This window comes from Saccharothrix hoggarensis (assembly GCF_052936025.1).
Genome location: NZ_CP193624.1, coordinates 5,897,113 through 5,917,098, shown reverse-complemented (window position 1 = coordinate 5,917,098; position 19,986 = coordinate 5,897,113). Strand labels below are relative to the sequence as shown.

Below are 19,986 nucleotides of genomic sequence, written 5' to 3'. Positions count from 1 at the left end.
TCCGACCGTCTCCGGTGGGTAGAGCCCGACTCGGCCGAGAGGAACGGTATGCGCACACCAGGGGACGCCGCGGCGGTGACGGCCGCGCAACGGGGTGAGCCCGGCGCGTTGGACGCGCTGGTGGCGGCCTACCTGCCGCTGGTCTACAACGTGGTGGGGCACGCCCTGGCCGGGCACCCGGACACCGACGACGTGGTGCAGGAGACGATGCTCCGGGCGCTGCACGGGCTGCCGAGGCTGCGCGAGCCCGAGGCCTTCCGGTCGTGGCTGCTGGCCATCGCCCTGAACCAGGTGCGCGACCACCACCGGACCCGGCTGCCGCTCGCCGACGCGGAACCCGACGACGTGGCCGACCCCGGCGCGGACTTCGCCGATCTGGCCATCACCCGGCTCCGGCTCACCGGGCAGCGCCGGGAGCTGGCGGCGGCCACCCGGTGGATCGGCGACGACGACCGGGAGCTGCTGTCGCTGTGGTGGCTGGAGCAGAGCGGCCGGATCACGCGCGCCGAGCTGGCGTCCGCCCTCGACCTCACGCCGCAGCACGCGGCCGTGCGGGTGCAGCGCATGAAGGCGCAGCTCGACGCGGCGCGGGTGGTCGTGCGGGTGCTCGCCCTGCCGCGGTGCGGCGACCTGGCCGAGGTGATCGCCGGGTGGGACGGGCAGCCGAGCGCGTTGTGGCGCAAGCGGATCGTGCGGCACGCGCGGGAGTGCGCCCGGTGCGGGCGGGGGTTCGAGGACCTGGCGGCGGTGGACGGCCTGCTGGCCCGCATCCCGCTCGTGCCGCTGCCCGTCGGGTTCGACTTCCTCGGCGCGGAGCCCGTGGTCGCCGTGGCGCGGAAGGGGTTCTGGGCGCACGCGGCGGCCAAGCCGTTGCTCGCGGCGGCGGCCGTGGCGGTGGTGGCGGGCGCGGTCGTGCTGCCCGTGGACGGCTGGCCGGAGCCGCTCGGTGTGGCCGCGCCGCTGACCGTCACGACGACCACCACGTTCGTGCCCACGACGACGACCGCGACGACGGCCACGACGACGACCGCGACGACGACCGCGATGACGACCACGTCGGCGCCCGCGACCCAGCCGGTCGCCCCGACGTCGGCCGCGGCCCCGGCGCCCGCCCCGACTCCCGCCCCGGCGCCGGCCCCCGTGGCCAAGTCGGCGAAGAAGGGCGTCGCGACCTGGCACTTCGACGGCGTGACGCGGGCGCTGTCGGACGTCGGCGCGGGCTGGTTCTACAACTGGGCCACGACCAGGGAGGACGTGCAGGCGCCGCCGGGCGTGGAGTACGTGCCGATGATCTGGGGCGCGAAGCACGTGACGCCCGCCAACCTCGAAGCGGTGAAGGGGCAGGGCGCCACGCTGCTCGGGTTCAACGAGCCCGACCTCTCCGAGCAGTCGAACCTGACGGTCGAGCAGGCGCTGGACCTGTGGCCGCGGCTGCAGGCGACCGGGATGCGGCTGGGCAGCCCCGCCGTCGCCCACAGCGGCGACAAGGCCGGCGGCTGGCTGGACCGGTTCCTGGCCGGCGCGCGGCAGCGCGGGCTGCGGGTCGACTTCATCACGGTGCACTGGTACGGCTCGGACTTCGGGCCGGCCGCCGTCGGCCACCTGAAGAACTACCTGGACGCCGTGCACGCCCGCTACGGGCTGCCGATCTGGCTCACCGAGTACTCGCTGATGGACTTCTCGGGCGGCGGTGCGCGCTACCCCGACGAGCGGCAGCTGGCCGACTTCGCGGGCGCGTCGTCGCGGATGCTCGAAGGACTGCCGTACCTGGAGCGCTACGCGTGGTTCGCGCTCCCCGCCGACAAGCCGGGCACGGGGTTGTACCTGCCCGGGGGAACGCCGAACCGGGCCGGCGAGGCCTACCGCGCCACCGGTTAGGTGAGCGCCCGCCGCCGGTGGTGCGGCGGCGGGCGCTCCGCGGTACCCGGTCCGCCGCTGGTCGAGCAGCGGCGGACCGGGCCGCACGCGGCGACCGGCTGTGTGCAGCGGGTCGACCGGTGCGGTGGAGCCAGGCCTTGGGGCGGTGCGGTGGAGCCAGGCCTTGGGGCGGTGCGGTGGAGCCAGGCCTTGGGGCGGTGCGGTGGAGCCAGACCGCGGGGCGGTGCGGGGGAGTCAGGCCGCGGGGCGGTCGTCGAACAGTGGTTGCCAGCGGCCGTCGAAGCCGCCGTTGGCCGCCAGGTGCCAGCCCGGCGGCAGCCAGACGCCCACCTCGCGGCTCGCGCTGTCGTCGATCCCGCCCGAGTGCACGAAGAACTCGTGCTGCCGCCAGTAGGCCCCGTGCGAGGCGAGGTCGCCGCTGACGGCTCCCCGGCTGCGCCCCGAGCTGTCCAGCCCGGTGCCCGCGAACCCGCCGAAGTCGTCCGACCCCGACGGCGTGTCCTCGTTCAGCTCCGCCGAGTACGCGCCGAAGAACCACGCCTTCGACAGGTACCCCTCGCGCCCGTCGGTCAGGTCGGACGCGGCGTCGTCGCGGGACTGGTTGTAGAACCGCTGCACGCCCGTCCCGATGCCCAGCGCGGGCGTCTCGAACCGCACGTCCACCACGTCGGTCGCCAGCCAGTGCCGCTGCCACGCCGACTGCGACCAGTGCGTCGGCACGATGTCCGCCAGGTCCTGCAGCTCGTAGGTCAGCCGCTTGACCCGCGGCCACGTCACCTTCGTGCCGTTGTCGACCCGGCTAGCCTGGGCGGACGCGTTGGCGAACGTCAACGGCACGGCCCCGAACGCCGCCACCGCGCCCGCCGCGCCCTCGGGCACGAACGCGTAGTGCACGTTGCGCTTGTCGTCCGCGCCGGAGATGTTCACCTCGGCGTTGCCGCCCGCCGCCATCCGCCCCGAGACGTACGCCCACGTGTTGGTGACGTACCGCAGCTCGTGCGCGTGCGGCCCGGCGTCGGGCAGGTCGAAGTCGCTCTCGTCGGCCTGCCACAGCATCAGGTGCCTGCCGTTGGCGGTCTGGAGGAAGTTGACGTCCGGGTCGTACGACCGCCGCATCACGTGGTCCTTGTGGTGCGTCACGGTGGAGTTGGCGAACGACTCGCCCGCGCCGCCCGGTGTGCCGGTCACCCCGCGCACCACGATCTCGACCCGTTCCCAGTCGTGGATCTCGTCGCCGTCCTTGTCGGCCGCGTTGTAGACGTGGTACAGCAGCACCAGCGACTTGCCGTCGTTCCCGGTGAACTCCAGCAGCGCGGTGTAGAGCGTGGGCCGGACGCGCCACCGCTCGTACCCCGCGGTCCCGGCGACGTACTGGGGGACGAGCTTCCAGTTGGCCCGGTTGGTGGCGTAGACGCCGTCCCGGTCGAAGTCGAAGTTCGCGAGCCAGTCCCGGCCCTGCTTGCCGTCGTTCTCGTCACCCCTCTTGAGGATGACGGGCGCGTAGTAGTTGAGGTACGCCTGCCGCTGCGCGACGGTCAGCGTCCACGGGGCAGCCTGGGCCGCGGGCGCGGTCAGGCAGGCCGCGAACACGGCCGCGACGAGCACGAGGAGTCGTGTCATGCCCTGGACTCTCGCGCCGTCGCGGCCGGGTTGTCAGCGGGGTCCCGCCCTACCGGAGCGGGACCCCGTAGTGGGGACGACAGCGGTCAGGTCAGGTTCCACTTCTGGTTGGCGCCGCCCGTGCACGTCCAGATCTGGAGCCTTGTCCCGTCCGCGCTGGTGTTGCCCGTGACGTCCACGCACTTGCCGGTCGCCGGGTTCACCAGGTCGCGGCCCGAGGTGTGGGTCCACTGCTGGTTCGCGCCGCCCGCGCAGCTCCACAGCTGGAGCTGCGCGCCGTCGGCGGTGCCGTGGTCCTTGATGTCGAGGCACTTGCCGAGCGCCCGCAGCGTCCCGTCGCCGGGCCGCGTCCACTGCTGCGCGGCCGTGCCGTTGCACGTGTACAGCTGGACGGCGGTGCCGTCCGCGCTGCTCGCGCCGGCGACGTCGACGCACTTGCCGGCCAGGCCGGTGATGGCGCCGCCCGTGCCGCCGCCGCTGCCGGGCGTGCCCTGCCAGGTGAACGTCGCCGAGGTGCGGGCGGGCAGGGTGTAGGTGAACGACTGGTTGCCCCAGTTCACGCGGACGGACTGCGACGACGTGCCGCCGTTGTGCGCGATGAGGGCCTTGGAGCCGTCCGGGTTGCGGTAGGCCACGTTCTGCACGGTGCCGTTCGCGGTCGAGTCGATCCGGTGCGCGCCCGGCTTGACGAACTTCGTCAGGTGGCCGGTGGTGTAGTACTCGACGGTGTAGTCGACCTGGCCGGCCCGCGCGCCGCCCTCCTGCACGGTGATCAGGCCGGTGCACGTGCCGCAGCCGCCGTTGTGCGGGCCCATGTTCTGGTTGAGCGCGAGGCTCCACTTCACCAGGCTGGAGCTCCAGTTGCGGGCGTAGTTGACGATGTCGGCCATGTCCTCGTTGTGCTGGTTCGAGATCCACGTGCCGCCGGAGTGCTCGGTGCTGAACTGCCGCACGTTCGGGTACTGGTTGCGCACCTGCGTGCCGACCGCGGGGTCGCCGAAGTAGCCGTGCCACGCGATGCCGCCGAACAGCGGGTCGTTGCGCACGCCCGCGTCGCCGAGGATCGCCGCGCCGAAGTTGGCGTAGTCGCCGTAGTTCCAGTCGTGCACCAGCACCTTGGTGGTGATGCCCGCCGCGCGGAACGCCGGGTAGACGTGGTTCTTGGTGAACTCGACCAGGCCGGACGGGTTCCAGGCCATGCCGGGGTAGTTCATCGCGGTCGGGTTGGACGCCTGGCAGCAGTTCGGCTCGTTCTGCACCGACAGGTAGTCGACCGGGATGCCGGCGGCCTGGTAGCTCTGGACGTACTTCACCAGGTACTGGGCGTACGTGGGGTAGTGCTCCCACTTGAGCCAGCCCATCTGGTCCATGCGGCCGTTGTCCTTCATCCAGCCCGGCGCGCTCCACGGCACGCCCTTCACCCGCAGCTGCGGGTTGAGCTGCTTGGCCTGCTGCGTCAGCAGCCGCACGTCGGTGTCGTACCCGTTCGCGCCCCAGTCGCTCAGGTCGCAGCACGTGTCGTCCAGCGAGACGTGGCCGGGCCGCGACAGGTCCGAGGCCCCGATCGGGTTGCGCACGAACGACAGGCCGATGCCGTCGACGGGGTGGAACAGCTTGCGCATCACCGCGTCCCGCGTCGCGGCCGAGACGGGACCGCCGCGCAGCAGGTAGGCGGTGGTGTCGGTGATCGACGCGCCGCCGCCCTCGAACTGCTGGTACGTCGTGCCCTCGTTGACGGTGATGGTGTGGGCAGCGCTGCCGCCGTTCGCGCTGAACGCGACGGACGGCTGCTGGGCGAGGCCGCGGGTGACGGTCCGGCCGCCCGCGTCGGAGGTGGTGGTCAGGTAGACGTTGACCGTCTCGCCCGCGGCGGAGGCGGTGGACGTGGAGGCGGTGACCGCGGCGGCGAGTGTGATCACCGCTATGCCGGTGCTGATGAAGGCCCGACGGTGGGATGAGGGCACCTCGGACTCCTTTCACGACGGTGTGCGCAGGGTCAGCGGGCGTGAAACAGATGAAACAATTCTGGAACTTATCCGCACGTGAAAGGAAACAATGGCCCGGAACCGGTGTCAAGGCTGAGCGTCCAGCCCGGTAAATACCGTGAAAAGCGGTGGAACAGCGGACGCGTCACACGCGCGGCACGGGCCCCGTGGACGCCCTGACCACCAGTTCCGTGGCCAGCTCCACGTGCAGCGCCTCCAGATCGTGCCGGTCCAGCAGCCGCATCAGCAGGGTCACCGCCATCCGGCCCATCTCCTGCAGCGGCTGCCGCACCGTGGTCAGCTCCGGCCGCGTGGCCCGGCTCAGGTCGAGGTCGTCGAACCCCGCGACGGACACGTCGCGCGGCACGTCGAGGCCGCGTTCCCGGGCCGCCCGCAGCGCGCCGACCGCCATCTTGTCGTTGAACGCGACCAGCGCCGTGGGCCGGTCCGCGAGGTCGAGCAGCTCGCGGGCGACGAGGTAGCCGTTCCCGGTGGTCGGCTCGTCGACGTGCCGCAGCAGCTCCGGCGAGGGCAACACGCCGACGTCCGACAACGCCGCCGCGTACCCGGCGAGCCTGCCGTCGCTGGCCTGCCAGTCGCCGGGCCCGCCGATGATCCCGATCCGCCGGTGGCCCAGCTCCACCAGGTGCGCCATCAGCCGGCGCGCGCCCGCGAAGTGCGCCGCCGACACCGACGCCACGTCGCGCGGCAGCTCGGTGCGCGGGTCCACCACGACGAACGGGAAGCCGCGGTCGCGCAGCCGGACCAGCTCCTCGGCGGGCTCCGGCGGCAGGATCAGGATCGCGCCGCCCACGTCCGACCGGCCGGGCAGGCCGGCCAGCGCCGACGCCGGTCGCGCCGACGTGCCCGCGCTGAGCACGACCTGCCGGTGGTGCAGCGCCAACGTCTCCGCGACGCTCGACACGATCAGCCCGAAGTAGTCGGTGAGCAGGTACGGGCAGCGCACGTAGACGGGCTCGGTCGGCTTCGCGCCCCGCGGCCGGGGCGCCTCCGCGCCCAACCCGGCGACGGTCCGCAGCACCAGCTCCCGGGTGTGCTCGGCGACGTTCGCCTGGCCGTTGAGCACCCGTGACACCGTGGCGATGGACAGCCCGGTCGCCCGTGCCACGTCCCGCACCGTCGCCCTGGCCATGCCGCCCCCCGTTCCACCGTTGTTTCACGATGTTACAGGCGTGACGGACGCCGCACGGCGCAATGGGCGTCCAGAGGTGTCGGACAGGTGCGCGCGAGCGCCGATTTCGGCAGGCTGTGCAGATGACCACCTCCGAGGCACCCGCGCGGATCGCCGTCACCGGGCTCGCCGTCATGGGCAGCAACCTGGCGCGCAACCTCGCCCGGCACGGTTACCGCGTCGCCGTGCACAACCGCAGCAACGCCCGCACCAAGGCGCTCGTCTCCGAGCACGGCCACGAGGGCGACTTCGTGCCGGCCGAGACGCTGGAGGAGCTCGTCGCGAGCCTCCAGACCCCGCGCCAGATCATCATCATGGTGAAGGCGGGCGGCCCGACCGACGCCGTCATCGACGAGCTCGTGCCCCTGCTGGAGCCGGGCGACATGGTGATCGACGGCGGCAACGCGCACTACGCCGACACCCGCCGCCGCGAGGCCGCCCTGCGGGACGCCGGCCTGCACTTCGTCGGCGCGGGCATCTCCGGCGGCGAGGAGGGCGCGCTCAACGGCCCCTCGATCATGCCGGGCGGGTCGAAGGAGTCCTACCAGCACCTCGGGCCGGTGCTGGAGGACATCGCGGCCAAGGTCGACGGCGTGCCGTGCTGCGTGCACGTCGGGCCGGACGGCGCCGGGCACTTCGTGAAGATGGTGCACAACGGCATCGAGTACGCCGACATGCAGCTCATCGCCGAGGCGTACGACCTGCTGCACCGGGTCGGCGGCATGACGCCCGCCGACGTCGCCGAGGTGTTCCGCGGCTGGAACACCGGCGACCTGGAGTCGTACCTGGTGGAGATCACCGCCGAGGTGCTGGGCCACGTGGACGCCGACACCGGCGCCGCCCTCGTGGACGTCATCGCGGACGAGGCCGAGCAGAAGGGCACCGGCCGCTGGACCGTCCAGGAGGCGCTGGAGCTGGGCGTGCCGGTGACCGGCATCGCCGAGGCGGTGTTCGCGCGGTCCCTGTCCGGGCGGGCCGGCCAGCGGACCGCGGTGCGCGCCGCGTTCGGGCCGGCCGACGTGCCGGTGGCGGGCGACTCGTCGCTGGTGGAGGACGTGCGGCAGGCGTTGTACGCGTCCAAGGTCGTCGCGTACGCGCAGGGCTTCGACCAGATGCGGGCGGCGAGCGCCGAGTACGGCTGGGACCTGGACCTGGGCGCGATGGCCACCATCTGGCGCGGCGGCTGCATCATCCGGGCCCGGTTCCTCGACCGCATCCGCGAGGCCTACGACAAGGCGCCCGACCTGCCGTCCCTGCTCGTGGACGACTACTTCCGCGACGCCGTGCGGTCGGCCGAGGAGGCGTGGCGGCGGGTCGTGGTGAAGGCGGTGTCCGCGGGCGTGCCCGCGCCGGGGTTCGTGTCCGCGCTGGCGTACTACGACGGCCTGCGCTCCGAGCGCCTGCCCGCGTCCCTCATCCAGGGCCTGCGGGACTTCTTCGGCGCGCACACGTACCGCCGCACGGACCGCGAGGGCAGCTTCCACACCCTCTGGTCGGGTGACAGGTCCCAAGTGGACGCCTGAGCCGGCTGCCCCGATCATGGCCCGGTGCGAGATCACTTCCGCCGGAACCCCGCCACGGCCGGCTACCTGTCGGCCGTGGCGGTCCTCGCGCTGCTGACGCGGTTCGTGTTCGCCGACGGGATGTCGGCGCAGGTGCGGGAGTCGCTGAGCACCAACACCGACAACCTGGGCCACCACCCCGTCAACGCCCTGCTGGGCAGCGCGTTCGTGCTCGACACCGCCGGCGACGGCGTGATCCGCACCGGCCTCGCCCTGGTGGCGGTCGCGCTGTGCCTCGGCGCGCTGGAACGCGAGGTCGGGTCGTGGCGCGCGTCGGCGGTCGCCCTGGCCGGGCACGTCGGCGCGGCGCTCGTGGCGGCCCTGGCCGTCTCCTCCGGCGCCTACCCCGGCGACCTGTCCGACGTCGTCGACGTCGGCCCCGGCTACGTGGCGCTCGCCGCGGCCGGCTCGACCACCGTGCTGGCGCCCGCCGTGCTGCGCCTGCCGTGGGTCGCCCTCCTCGTCGCGTACCCGTTGGCAGGGGCGCGGTGGTTCGGCGTGGTCCCCGAGTTCGCCGCCGTCGGCCACGTCGCCGCCGTCCTCATCGGACTGTGCGCGGGCGCGTTCGCGGTGCGTCGCGCCTACGTCGCCGTCGGCCGGCTGTGACACCCGATCCCCGCAGCGGCCGTCACCAGGGGTGACGATCCGGCGGGTGATCAACACGTCCGGGTGGAACCGCTGTGAGACAAGGCAATTCGTCGTCATCATGGTGTGGACGCGACCTGTGCGACGCGGGCTGTGCCGACACGTCCCCTGTGCCGACACGGAGGTGCCACCGTGGCGAACCCTCACCACCGCGCCGGGGCCGAGTTCCGACTCGCCTTCTGGCCGCGCCTGCTGCCGCCCTTAGCGCGGTCGTAGGCACCTCTCCCGAACGACGACACCCCGCGGCCGACCGCGGGGCGATGCCCCCTACCCGCGACACCTTCCTGCCGAGAGGACCCGACATGACCTGGCTGCGCCCCGAGAAGTCCCACGCCGGCGAGCACACCACGGCCGGCCCACCGGGCGGCCTCGCCACCGTGCTGCGGCACGACCTGCCCGCCTCCGTCGTGGTGTTCCTGATCGCCGTGCCGCTGTCGCTCGGCATCGCCGCCGCCACCGGCGCGCCGCTCATGGCGGGCCTCGTGTCGGCCGTCGTCGGCGGCGTCGTCGCCGGGGCGCTCAGCGGCGCCCCGTTGCAGGTCAGCGGCCCTGCGGCGGGCATGGTGGTGGTCACCGCGGGCATCATCGCCGAGTACGGCTGGGCCGCCACCGCCGCCATCACGCTCGCCGCCGGCCTCGTGCAGGTCGCGTTCGGGCTGACCCGCCTCGGCCGCCTCGCGCTGTCCCTCTCCCCGGCCGTGGTGCACGGGATGCTCGCCGGCATCGGCGTCAGCATCGCCGTCGGCCAGGCCGCCGTGGTCCTCGGCGGCGCCGCGGCCACGTCCGTGTTCGACAACCTCGGCCGCCTGCTCACCACCGACGTGCGGTGGTCCGCCCTGCTGGTCGGCGCGCTGACCGTCGCCGTCATGGTGCTCTGGCCCCGCCTGCCGCGCGCCGTGCTCGTGCCCGCGCCGCTGGTGGCCGTGCTCGCGGCGACCCTGGTCACGACCGGGCTCGACGTGGCCCGCGTCGACCTGCCCGACGACCCGCTCGGCCAGGTCGTGCTGCCGCAGCTGCCGTCCGGCACCGTCGCCGGCGTCCTGTTCGCCGTGCTGACCGTCGCCGTGGTGGCGAGCGTCGAGTCCCTGCTGTCGGCCGTCGCCGTGGACAAGCTGCACGACGGGCCGCGCGCGGACCTCGACCGGGAGCTCGTCGCCCAGGGCGCGGCCAACGCGGTCGCCGGCGCGCTCGGCGGCCTGCCGGTGACGGGCGTGATCGTGCGCAGCTCCACCAACGTCGCGGCCGGCGCGCGCACCCGCGCGTCGACCGTGCTGCACGGCGTGTGGATCGCGGTGTTCGTGCTGGCCCTCGGGTCCGTGCTGGAGCTGATCCCGCTGGCGGCGTTGGGCGGCGTGCTGCTGGTCATGGGCCTGCGGCTGGTGGACGTGCGCCGGATGCGCGCGCTGTGGCGGCACGGCGAGTTCGCCGCCTACGCGGTCACCCTCGTCGGCGTCGTGGCGCTCGGGCTGGTGGAAGGCGTGCTGCTCGGCGTCGCCGCGGCGGCGCTGCGCTCGCTGCACCGGCTGACCCGCAGCTCGGTCCGCGTCGACCAGGAGCCGGACGGCTGGCGCGTGGTGATCCGCGGCTCGCTGGTGTTCCTCGGCGCGGGCCGGCTGGTGCGCCGGCTGCGCGAGATCCCGCTGGGGCAGCGCGTCGTGCTGGAGCTGCACATCGACTTCCTCGACCACGGCGCGTACGAGGCGATCGACGACTGGCGCGTCGGGTACGAGCGGCTGGGCGGCCACGTCGAGGTGGACGAGGTGCACGACACGTGGTTCAGCAAGGCCAGGAAGGGCATCCCGGCGCTGCGCAAGACGCCGCTGTCGCCGTTGCCCAGGTGGTTCGCGCCGTGGTCGCACTGGCAGCGCCGGCACGCCGTCACCGTGCCCCGGCAGCGCGGTGACGCCGACCCGATGATCCGCGGGATGCGGGAGTTCGAGCGCACCACCGCGCCGCTGGTCCGGCCGTTCCTGGCGGAGCTGGCGGCGCGCGGCCAGCGCCCCCGGCAGCTGTTCATCTCCTGCGCCGACTCCCGCGTGGTGCCGAACCTCATCACGACCAGCGGGCCGGGCGACCTGTTCTGCGTGCGCAACATCGGCAACCTCGTGCCGCTGGAGCACGACGACTCCGTCGGCGCGGCGATCGAGTACGCGGTGGAGGTGCTGGCGGTCGAGACGATCGCGGTGTGCGGCCACTCGGACTGCGGCGCGATGAAGGCGGTGGTCCACGGTTCGACCCGCCCCGGCACGCGGCTGCACTCGTGGTTGAAGGCGGTGGAGCCGAGCCTGATCCGCTTCCACGGCAGCGAGTCGGAGCTGCCGGTGGTGGAGCGGCTCGCGGTGGCGAACGTCGCGCAGCAGCTGGACAACCTCATGGCGTACCCGAGCGTGCGCGAGGCCGTGGCCACCCGGTCGTTGCGCCTGGTCGGCATGTACTTCGACATCTCGGCGGCCCGCGTGTACCTGGTGGACCCGGAGCACGACGGCCTCGAACCCGTCCGGGTCTGAGCGGTCCTGTTCGGACGCGTCGCGTTCGGACACCGCCGGTCGGGCACCGGCCGTTCGGGCACAGCGCGGTCGGCCACCGCCCGGTCGGATACTGCCCGTTCGGGCGCGGCGTGGTGCGGCACGAGGGGTGGGGCACAACGCGGTCGGACGCGACGGGGGTGACCACAGCACCGGTCCCGGTCGGGGGGAGGCGGGACCGGTGCTGCGGTTCGGGTCGGGGGCGCTGAGAGCCTCGGGGGAAGGCGCGTCGCCCGACCGGAGCGGGCCGTGCCCGCTCGTCCAAGGGGCGCTAACCCACGCTGCGCAAGCGCTTGCGCGGAACGGGCGAGTCCTCGCCGACCACGGTCAGGCACAGTTGCGCGCCGAGGTAGGCGCGGCACGGGGCGGGCCGGCGGCGGCTCCACCACCGGGTGCGGCACGTCGGGCAGCGGCCGTGCTCGTCCGGGGTGTGCTCGTCCAGCAGCGCCTCCACCACGGCCACCACGCGCGGCAGCTCGGTGCGGGCCAGTTCGGCGGCCGTCTCGTCGTCGCCGGTCGACGCCAGGCGGACCAACGCGTCCAGGTGCTCGTGCAGGGACCGGTCGAGCTGGCTGAAGACGGTGACGGACACCTTCGGCGCTCCTTCCGGGCGGTGGTGTGCTCCAGCAGCCTGCGACCGGGTGCGACCGACTGCAAGTTGCACTACACGAATGGATGACGTCCCTTTGCCCGTCACGCCGCCGGCCACAGACTGGAGCGGTCGCCATGGGAGGTGTGCGGATGCCACGGGGCAGCAGCCCGACGCTGCGCAAGCGCCGGCTGGTCAGCGAGCTGCGCCGGCTGCGGGAAGCGGCCGACCTGACCATCGAGGAGGTCGGTGCGCGGCTGGAGTGCTCCGCCTCGAAGATCAGCCGCATCGAGACCGGCCGCGTCGGCGTCACCCCGCGCGACGTCCGCGACATGCTCGCCGCGTACGGCGCGGACCCGGCGACGCTGGAGGAGCTGGTGCAGCTGGCCCGGGACGCGCGGCGCAAGGCGTGGTGGGACGAGTTCGGCGACATCGCGCCCGGCCGGTACGTCGGGTTCGAGGCGGACGCCGCGTCGGTGCGCACGTACCAGGGCCTCATGGTGCCCGGCCTGCTCCAGTCCGAGGCGTACACGAGGGCGTTGATCGGCGGTGTCCTGCCCGACGCCGCGCCCGCGGAGGTCGACCGCCGGGTGCAGCTGCGCAAGGCGCGCCAGGCGCTCCTGCTGGAGGACGACCCGCTGCGCCTGCACGCGGTGGTGGACGAGGCGGCGGTGCGGCGGCTCGTCGGCGGCCGGGACGTGATGGCGGACCAGCTGCGGCGGCTGCGCGACCTCGCGGAACAGCCGAACATCACGCTCCAGGTCGTCCCCTTCGAAGCGGGCGGCCACGCCGCGATGGACGGCCCGTTCGTGATCCTCGCCTTTCCCGAGCGGTTCGACCCGGACGTGGTCTACCTCGAAAGCGCGAGGAGCGACGTCTACCTGGAACAGCCGTCGGACGTCGCCAGGTATTCCGACCTCTTCGCGCGCCTCTGCGCCGACTCGCTCGACCCGGCCGCGTCGTCCGCGCTGATCGAGCGGGTGGCGCGGGAGCTGGCCTGACCTTCGAGGTGAACTGGCATGGCACGGGAGTGGCGCAAGAGCACGCGGTCGTCCGCCGGAGGTCCGGAGTGCGTGGAGATCGCGTTCGACCCGTCCGGCGCGGGCGTGCGTGATTCGAAGAACCGGAGCGCCGGCGAGTTGGACTTCGGCGTCGAGCAGTGGTGCCGATTCGTGGGCACGGCCAAGAATGGCGTGGTCGACGCGCGCTGACGGTTCCCGACCGCGCCGGCGGTGATCCGCCGGCGGCGGCGCGCGAACCGTTCCGAAAAGCGACGACCATTCATCTCGGGGTTGTGCCGTACGGCGCGTCCCCGACTTTCGGCCACCCCTCGTACGACCGGGGTCTGGTGGTCGGTCACCCCCCGGTCCGATGCGCCCGACGACGTGGCCGCGGTGGACTCCCCCTAGCCTGCACACCGGTGCTCGTCATGATCCACAGGGGGATGAACCATGGCCTTGCTGACCGACGCCCTGGAAGGGCTGGCCGGTCTGCCCCAACCCGCGGTGCTCGCGGTGACGGGCGCGTTGACGTTGGCGGAGTGCACGCTGGGCGTGGGCTTCATCGCGCCGGGCGAGAGCGCGCTGCTCCTGGCCTCCACGACGGTGACGACCGTGCCGCGGTTCCTGGTCATGTGGCTGGTGGTGTCGGTGTGCGCGGTGGCGGGCGACAGCATCGGCTACTTCCTGGGCCGCAGGTACGGCGACCGGCTGCGGGAGACGAAGGTGGTCCGCCGGATCGGCCAGGAGCACTGGGACAAGGCGGGCGCGCTGCTGCGCCGCCGTGGCGCGTGGGCGGTGTTCTTCGCCCGGTTCATGCCGGTGGTGCGGACCCTCGTGCCCGCGTCGGCGGGCGCCTCGAAGCTGGAGTACCGCCGGTTCCTGCCCGCGTCCATCGCCGGCGCGGTGAGCTGGTCGGCGCTGCACATCGGCATCGGCTCGGCCGCGGGCGCGTCGGCGAAGTACATCGAGTCCGTGTTCAACGGGGTGATGTGGGTGCTGATGGCCCTCGCGGTGGTCGTCGGCGTCGTCGTGGCGGTGCGTCGCCGCCGGAAGGCCGCCAGGGCCGCCGACGCGGACGGGCCGCGGGAGCTCGAAGAGGTCGCCTAGGCGCGCGAGAAGGGGCCGTGACCGGGGGTTCGGATCCCGGTCACGGCCCCTTCCACTGGGGAGGGCAAGGGAGTCGTGACCATCCCCTACCGGATGGCCCCGCTCCGGTGGAGAAGGGGACGAGGGCAGGCCGGCGTTCCGCCGCCGCGGGCTGGATGCCCCTTGCACGCCGGCCCGCCCTCGTCGTTCATGGAGAGCAACGGGTGTTCCGCTGTCTGGCCCAACCTCCCGCACCGGGGTTCGCCCTGTGTGGTTGATCGGACACGCTTAGCGTAAGAATGCGGCTACAGGACGACTGGAGCCCGACTGAAGTGATCTCCTAGGCTCCGTTGTGGGGGGCACAACCTTCGGTGAAGGATCGGTCGGTGGCAGACGGCGGCGGGGAGCCCTTGCGGTTCGAGGTGCTCGGCCTGCTCCGGGCGGTGCGCGGCGGCGGGGAGGTGGACCTCGGCGCCGCCAAGCAGCGCGCCGTCCTGGCGGTGCTGCTGCTGGCGCGCAACATGCCGGTGAGCCGGGACCAGATCATCGAGGCGGTGTGGGGCGACAACACGCCCAGCAGCGCCGTGAACCTCGTGCAGACCTACGTGGCGGGGCTGCGGCGGGCGCTGGAGCCGCGGCGGGCCCGCCGCGCGCCGGCCGAGCTGCTGACCTCCGTCGGCGACGGCTACCTGCTGCGGGTCGACCAGGACGCCGTCGACCTGGACGACTTCGAGCGCGGCGTGGCCGCGGCGGCCCGGTTGCGGGCGGGCGGCGACCTCGTGGCCGCGGCCACCACGCTGGACCAGGCCCTGGGCCTGTGGCGGGGCGAACCGCTCGGCGGCGTCGTCGGCCTGTTCGCGGAGGTCGAGCGGGGCAGGCTGGCCGAACGCAGGCTCGCCGTGCTGGAGGAGCGGGCCGAGCTGCTGCTGCTGATCGGGCGCGGCGCGGAGCTGGTGCCGTCCCTGACCACGCTCGTCGGCGAGCACCCGCTGCGCGAGCGCGGGCACGGCCTGCTGATGCGCGCGCTGTGCCAGGCCGGGCGGCAGGCCGAGGCGCTGGCCGTCTACCGGGAGGCGCGCCGGGTGCTGGTCGAGGAGCTGGGCGTCGAGCCGGGGCCGGAGCTGCGCAAGCTCCAGCAGGCCGTGCTGTCGGGGGAGAACCCCGAGCCCGAGCGGCCGACCCGCCCGATGGCGCTGCGGACGGCGGCGGACGCGACGCCCGCGATCACGCCGGCGCAGCTGCCCCGCGCCTCGGTGTCCCTCATCGGCCGGGACGACGAGCTGAAGCGGCTGGACGGGCTGCTGGCCGACTACCCCGGCGGCGGGCTGGTCCTCGTCGTCACGGGCCCCGCCGGCGTCGGCAAGACCGCGTTGGCGCTGCACTGGGCGCAGCGGGTGCGGGAGGACTTCCCGGACGGCCAGCTGTACGTCGACCTGCACGGGTTCGACCCGAACCAGGAGCCGCTGGGCGCGGGCGAGGTGCTCAGCCGCTTCCTGCGCACGCTCGGCGTGCCGTCGCCGGACATCCCGGTGACGGTGGAGGAGCGGTCGGCGCTGTTCCGCACGCTCATCGCGGACCGGCGCATGGTGGTGATGCTGGACAACGCGCGCGGCTCGACCGAGCTGCTGCCGCTGCTGCCGGGTCCGCCGTCGTGCGTCGTGGTGACGTCGCGGCGGCGGTTGGTCGGGCTGGTCGCGCACGCCGAGGCGCGGCTGGTGGAGCTGGACATGCTGGACCTCGACGCGGCGGTGGCCGTGGTGGGCCGGGTCGCCGGGCGCGACGACACGGAGTCCGCCGCGCTGCGCCGGCTCGCCGTGCTGTGCGACGGGCTGCCGCTGGCGCTGCGGATCGCGGCGGCCCGGCTGGCGGTCGCGCCGACGTTGCGGGTCGCGGAGCTGGTGGCCGAGCTGGACGACGAGCACGGCCGGCTGGCCGCCCTGGGGCTGGAGGACGAGGACTCGACGGTGCGGGCGGCGCTGGACGCGTCGCGCCGGGCGCTGTCGCCGCTGCCGGCGCGCCTGCTGGCGCTGCTGGGCCTGCACCCCGGCCCGGACGTGACGGCGTTCGTGGTGGCCGCGATGGCGCGGGTGCGGGTCGGGGAGGCGCAGCGCGCGCTGGACGCGTTGACGGCGGCGAACCTGCTGTCGGTGAACGAGCCCGGCCGGTACGGCGCGCACGACCTCGTGCGGGTGTACACGCGGACGTTGGCCGCCGAGCTGCCGCCGGACGTGCGGCACGAGGCCACCAGCCGGATGCTGGACTACTACCTGCACTGCGCGGACCTCGCCGACGGCCGGCTGCCGGTGGGGCGCGGCAGCGTGCGCGTCGCCCCCGAGCACGTGCCCGCGGAGGTGCCGAAGCTGTCCGGCGCGGCCGACGCGATCGCGTGGCTGGACGCCGAGCAGGGCAACATCGTCGCCGCCGCCGAGCTGGCCACCGCCGAGGGCGCGGACCCGAAGTGGCTGGTGCACGCGTGGCAGCTGCCGTACACGCTGTCGCGGTTCTTCTGGCTGCGGGCGGACCGGACGACGTGGCTGCGCACGACGGAGGCCGCGCTGGAGGCGGCCATGACGCTGGGCGACCCCGAGGCGAAGTTCGTGATGCTGTTCAACCTCGGCATCGCGCTGGCCCAGTTCCAGCGGACGGACGAGTCGCTGGCCCGGCACCGCGAGGCCCTGGAGGTGGCGCGGTCGTCGGGCGACGTGAACGCGCAGGCGCGGGCGTTGACGACGGTCGCCGACATGCTCCAGTACCTGGGCCGGGTGGACGAGTCGGAGGCGTCGTACCGGGAGGCGCTGGAGGTGAGCCGGGCGGCCGGGTCGCGGTGGGCCGAGGCGAACGCCCACCACAACCTCGGGTTGCTGCACCTGGCGTCGCGCCGCTACGACGAGGCGAAGGCGTGGCTGCGGGCGGCGGTCGCGATGTACCGGGAGGTCGGCGAGCAGTGCGGTGAGTCCACGTGCCACACGGACCTCGCCATGGTGCTGCTCGAGTCGGGCGAGGAGGCCGAGGCGGTGACGTCGGCGCGGACGGCGTTGACGGTCGCGTCCGCGGCGGCGAGCCCGTACCACCAGGCGATGGCGCACGACCGGCTGGCGACGGTGTTCGACCGGCAGGGGATGCCCGGCGCGGAGGCGCACTGGCAGCGCGCGCTGGCGTTGTTCACCGAGCTGAACGCGCCGGAGGCGGACCAGGTGCGGGAGCGGCTGGCCCGCGCCAGGGCCACGGCCGCCTCGCGCCCGTCGGCGGTCTGAGGACGTCCGGCGCCGGGACTCCGAGCCCGTCGGGGGCGTGGTGCCGCGGTCCCCCTGATCGGTTGAGTGGTCTGGACCTATTGACAGTGAGGTCTAGACCTATTTACGTTTCCGGTGCTGCGTCGAGGCCGCCGCCTGGTGCAGGAGGTGCCCGGTAGTGCCCAAGAGATCCCGATCCGGCAGGTTGTTCCCCCTCGTGGCGTTGCTCTCCACGGTGGCCGGACTCCTCATCGCGGTCGTGTCCCCGTCCTCGTCCAGCGCCACCGCGGGGGAGGAGTGCCGTCCCGACGGCCTCTACCAGACCCCCGGCGTCGCGGTCCCCTACTGCTCCGTCTACGACGCCGAGGGCCGGGAGTCCCTGGGCGCCGACCACTCGCGCCGCGTCATCGGCTACTTCACCAGCTGGCGCACGGGCCGCAACGGCTCGCCCGCGTACCTGGCGTCCGACATCCCCTGGGACAAGGTCACGCACCTCAACTACGCGTTCGCGCACCTCGACGCGCAGAACCGCGTGTCGGTCGGCCCCGACGGCCCGGACAACCCGTCCACCGGCATGACCTGGCCGGGCGTGGAGCTCGACCCGTCCCTGCCCTACAAGGGCCACTTCAACCTGCTGAACAAGCACAAGAAGCAGCACCCCGACGTGAAGACGCTGATCTCGGTCGGCGGCTGGGCGGAGACCGGCGGCTTCTTCAACGCCGACGGCTCGCGCAACGCCAGCGGCGGCTTCTACAAGCTCGGCGCGCAGCCGCAGTCCACTGTGGACGCCTTCGCCGACTCCGCCGTGCAGTTCATCCGCACGTACGGCTTCAACGGCGTCGACATCGACTACGAGTACGCCACCTCCAACAACCACGCGGGCAACCCGGACGACTTCTGGATCTCCAACGCCAACCGCGGCACGCTGTGGGCCGGCTACGAGAAGATCATGAAGACGTTGCGGGAGAAGCTGGACCGCGCCTCGCAGCAGGACGGCAAGCACTACCTGCTCACCGCCGCCGTGCCCGCCTCGGGCTGGCTGCTGCGGGGCCAGGAGGCCTACCAGGTCACCCGCTACCTCGACTACCTGAACGTGATGAGCTACGACCTGCACGGCTCGTGGAACCACTTCGTCGGCCCGAACGCCGCGCTCTACGACGACGGCAAGGACGGCGAGCTGGCCGCCGGCGGCGTCTACACCGCGCCCCAGTACGAGGGCATGGGCTACCTGAACACCGACTGGGCGTACCACTACTACCGCGGCGCGATGCAGGCCGGCCGGATCAACATCGGCGTCCCGTTCTACAGCCGCGGCTGGCAGGGCGTCACCGGCGGCACGAACGGGCTGTGGGGCCGGGCCGCGCTGCCCGACCAGACGAAGTGCCCCGCCGGCACCGGGTCGAACGTCGGCTCGACCACCCCGTGCGGCAACGGCGCGGTGGGCATCGACAACCTGTGGCACGACTCCACGGCGGGCGGCGCCGAGGTCCCGTCGGGCGTGAACCCCATGTGGCACGCCAAGAACCTGGAGAACGAGATCACGCCGGACTACCTGGCGCAGCACGGCCTCGACCCGGCGAACGACCCGACCGACCGGCTCTCCGGCTCCTACAACCGGTTCTACGACAGCACCCTCACCTCGCCGTGGCTCTGGAACGCGGACAAGAAGGTGTTCCTGTCCACCGAGGACGAGCAGTCCATCGCCGCGAAGGCGAAGTACGTGGCGGACAAGGGCATCGGCGGCATCATGATCTGGGAGCTGGCGGGCGACTACCGGTTCGACAGTGCCAAGGGCCAGTACACCGTCGGCGACACCCTGCTCACCAAGATCAACGAGGGGCTGCGCGGCGCGGCGCCGTACGGCAACCGCAAGGCCGCCGGCGCCCAGCCGACCGAGGTGCTGAACGTGTCCGCCACCGTCTCCGGGTTCGCGCTCGGCGACAGCAACTACCCGATCACGCCGAAGCTGAAGCTGACCAACAACTCCGCCACCACCCTGCCCGGCGGCACGAAGGTCGAGTTCGACTACGGCACCAGCGCGCCGGGCAGCATGTCCGACCAGTCCGGGTTCGGCCTGCGGGTGACCTCCAAGGGCCACACGGGCGGCAACGTCGGCGGGCTCAAGGGCGACTTCCAGCACGTCGAGCTGACGTTGCCGAGCTGGCAGCCGCTCGCGCCCGGCGCGTCGGTGGACGTCGCGCTGAGCTACCAGCTGCCGATCGCCTCGCCGTCCAACTTCCGGCTGACGTTCGGCGGGAAGACCTACGCCATCGCCTCCGACCACCCGCGCGGCGGCGGCACGTCCACAACCACCACGACCACGACGACCACCACCGACGACACGACCACCACCACCACCACGACGACCACCAAGCCGCCGGTGTGCGCCGCGCCCGCGTGGGACCGGACCAAGGTCTACACCGGGGGCACGGAGGTCTCCCACGTCGGCAAGCGCTGGCAGGCGAAGTGGTGGACGCAGGGCGAGGAGCCCGGCAAGACCGGCGAGTGGGGCGTCTGGCGCGACCTCGGCGCCTGCTGACCCCACCCTGAGGCGGCGTTCGCGCTGCCGACGGCCCCCTGAGGCATCCCTTACCCGCCGTCTGCCCTCCCTTACGGCGGCGGGTAAGGGAACCACCCCCTCAACCCACGTGAACGACCGATGCCCGCCTC

13 protein-coding genes are annotated in these 19,986 nt (G+C 73.2%); 9 read left to right on the top strand and 4 right to left on the bottom strand.

Translation table 11 applies throughout. The features are described from left to right. Positions 1–48: 48 nt before the first annotated feature. A complete protein-coding gene (locus ACRAKH_RS26575; RefSeq protein ID WP_447009364.1) occupies positions 49–1,878 on the top strand; it encodes a sigma-70 family RNA polymerase sigma factor in 1,830 nt (609 codons plus the stop codon). Between the two features lie 234 nt (positions 1,879–2,112). Here the strand turns inward: ACRAKH_RS26575 and ACRAKH_RS26570 are convergent, their stop codons facing one another. From ACRAKH_RS26570 to ACRAKH_RS26560, 3 genes are all read right to left on the bottom strand, one after another. Continuing rightward, positions 2,113–3,498, bottom strand: a complete 1,386-nt coding sequence (locus ACRAKH_RS26570) for a hypothetical protein (RefSeq protein WP_380724542.1) — start codon at positions 3,496–3,498, stop codon at positions 2,113–2,115. Between the two features lie 86 nt (positions 3,499–3,584). Continuing rightward, positions 3,585–5,417, bottom strand: coding sequence for a ricin-type beta-trefoil lectin domain protein (locus ACRAKH_RS26565; RefSeq protein ID WP_380724543.1), 1,833 nt, complete (start codon positions 5,415–5,417; stop codon positions 3,585–3,587). A gap of 211 nt (positions 5,418–5,628) precedes the next feature. Then, positions 5,629–6,636: a LacI family DNA-binding transcriptional regulator gene (locus ACRAKH_RS26560; protein ID WP_380724544.1), complete on the bottom strand. Its 1,008-nt coding sequence runs from the start codon at positions 6,634–6,636 to the stop codon at positions 5,629–5,631. A gap of 122 nt (positions 6,637–6,758) precedes the next feature. Between ACRAKH_RS26560 and gndA the strand changes: the two genes are divergently transcribed. From gndA to ACRAKH_RS26545, 3 genes are all read left to right on the top strand, one after another. Beyond that, a complete protein-coding gene (gndA, locus tag ACRAKH_RS26555; RefSeq protein ID WP_380724545.1) occupies positions 6,759–8,198 on the top strand; it encodes an NADP-dependent phosphogluconate dehydrogenase in 1,440 nt (479 codons plus the stop codon). A gap of 24 nt (positions 8,199–8,222) precedes the next feature. Further along, positions 8,223–8,843: a rhomboid-like protein gene (locus tag ACRAKH_RS26550; protein WP_380724546.1), complete on the top strand. Its 621-nt coding sequence runs from the start codon at positions 8,223–8,225 to the stop codon at positions 8,841–8,843. Between the two features lie 341 nt (positions 8,844–9,184). After that, complete coding sequence (locus tag ACRAKH_RS26545) at positions 9,185–11,389, top strand: SulP family inorganic anion transporter (protein ID WP_380724547.1); 2,205 nt, start codon at positions 9,185–9,187, stop codon at positions 11,387–11,389. 289 nt (positions 11,390–11,678) lie between these two features. On the opposite strand, the gene ACRAKH_RS26540 is transcribed toward ACRAKH_RS26545, so the two are convergent. After that, entirely contained in the window at positions 11,679–11,999 is a 321-nt protein-coding gene (locus tag ACRAKH_RS26540; protein ID WP_380724548.1) for a hypothetical protein, read from the bottom strand. Between the two features lie 149 nt (positions 12,000–12,148). Between ACRAKH_RS26540 and ACRAKH_RS26535 the strand changes: the two genes are divergently transcribed. From ACRAKH_RS26535 to ACRAKH_RS26515, 5 genes are all read left to right on the top strand, one after another. Continuing rightward, entirely contained in the window at positions 12,149–12,997 is an 849-nt protein-coding gene (locus ACRAKH_RS26535; protein WP_380724549.1) for a helix-turn-helix domain-containing protein, read from the top strand. A gap of 18 nt (positions 12,998–13,015) precedes the next feature. Further along, the gene (locus ACRAKH_RS26530; protein ID WP_380724550.1) at positions 13,016–13,207 is read left to right on the top strand and encodes a DUF397 domain-containing protein; all 192 of its coding nucleotides are present in this window, start codon (positions 13,016–13,018) and stop codon (positions 13,205–13,207) included. 240 nt (positions 13,208–13,447) lie between these two features. Next, positions 13,448–14,104, top strand: coding sequence for a DedA family protein (locus ACRAKH_RS26525; protein ID WP_380724551.1), 657 nt, complete (start codon positions 13,448–13,450; stop codon positions 14,102–14,104). Positions 14,105–14,469: 365 nt separating this feature from the next. Continuing rightward, complete coding sequence (locus tag ACRAKH_RS26520) at positions 14,470–17,337, top strand: BTAD domain-containing putative transcriptional regulator (protein ID WP_447009363.1); 2,868 nt, start codon at positions 14,470–14,472, stop codon at positions 17,335–17,337. A gap of 157 nt (positions 17,338–17,494) precedes the next feature. Next, the gene (locus ACRAKH_RS26515; RefSeq protein WP_380729516.1) at positions 17,495–19,855 is read left to right on the top strand and encodes a chitinase C-terminal domain-containing protein; all 2,361 of its coding nucleotides are present in this window, start codon (positions 17,495–17,497) and stop codon (positions 19,853–19,855) included. Positions 19,856–19,986 lie beyond the last annotated feature (131 nt).

Excerpts from the sequence above, each read along its gene's own strand:
- ACRAKH_RS26535 (WP_380724549.1), top strand. The coding sequence starts at position 12,149 with ATGCCACGGGGCAGCAGCCCGACGCTGCGCAAGCGCCGGCTGGTCAGC.
- gndA (WP_380724545.1), top strand. The coding sequence starts at position 6,759 with ATGACCACCTCCGAGGCACCCGCGCGGATCGCCGTCACCGGGCTCGCC.
- ACRAKH_RS26570 (WP_380724542.1), bottom strand. The coding sequence starts at position 3,498 with ATGACACGACTCCTCGTGCTCGTCGCGGCCGTGTTCGCGGCCTGCCTG.
- ACRAKH_RS26575 (WP_447009364.1), top strand. The coding sequence starts at position 49 with ATGCGCACACCAGGGGACGCCGCGGCGGTGACGGCCGCGCAACGGGGT.
- ACRAKH_RS26525 (WP_380724551.1), top strand. The coding sequence starts at position 13,448 with ATGGCCTTGCTGACCGACGCCCTGGAAGGGCTGGCCGGTCTGCCCCAA.
- ACRAKH_RS26530 (WP_380724550.1), top strand. The coding sequence starts at position 13,016 with ATGGCACGGGAGTGGCGCAAGAGCACGCGGTCGTCCGCCGGAGGTCCG.
- ACRAKH_RS26560 (WP_380724544.1), bottom strand. The coding sequence starts at position 6,636 with ATGGCCAGGGCGACGGTGCGGGACGTGGCACGGGCGACCGGGCTGTCC.
- ACRAKH_RS26545 (WP_380724547.1), top strand. The coding sequence starts at position 9,185 with ATGACCTGGCTGCGCCCCGAGAAGTCCCACGCCGGCGAGCACACCACG.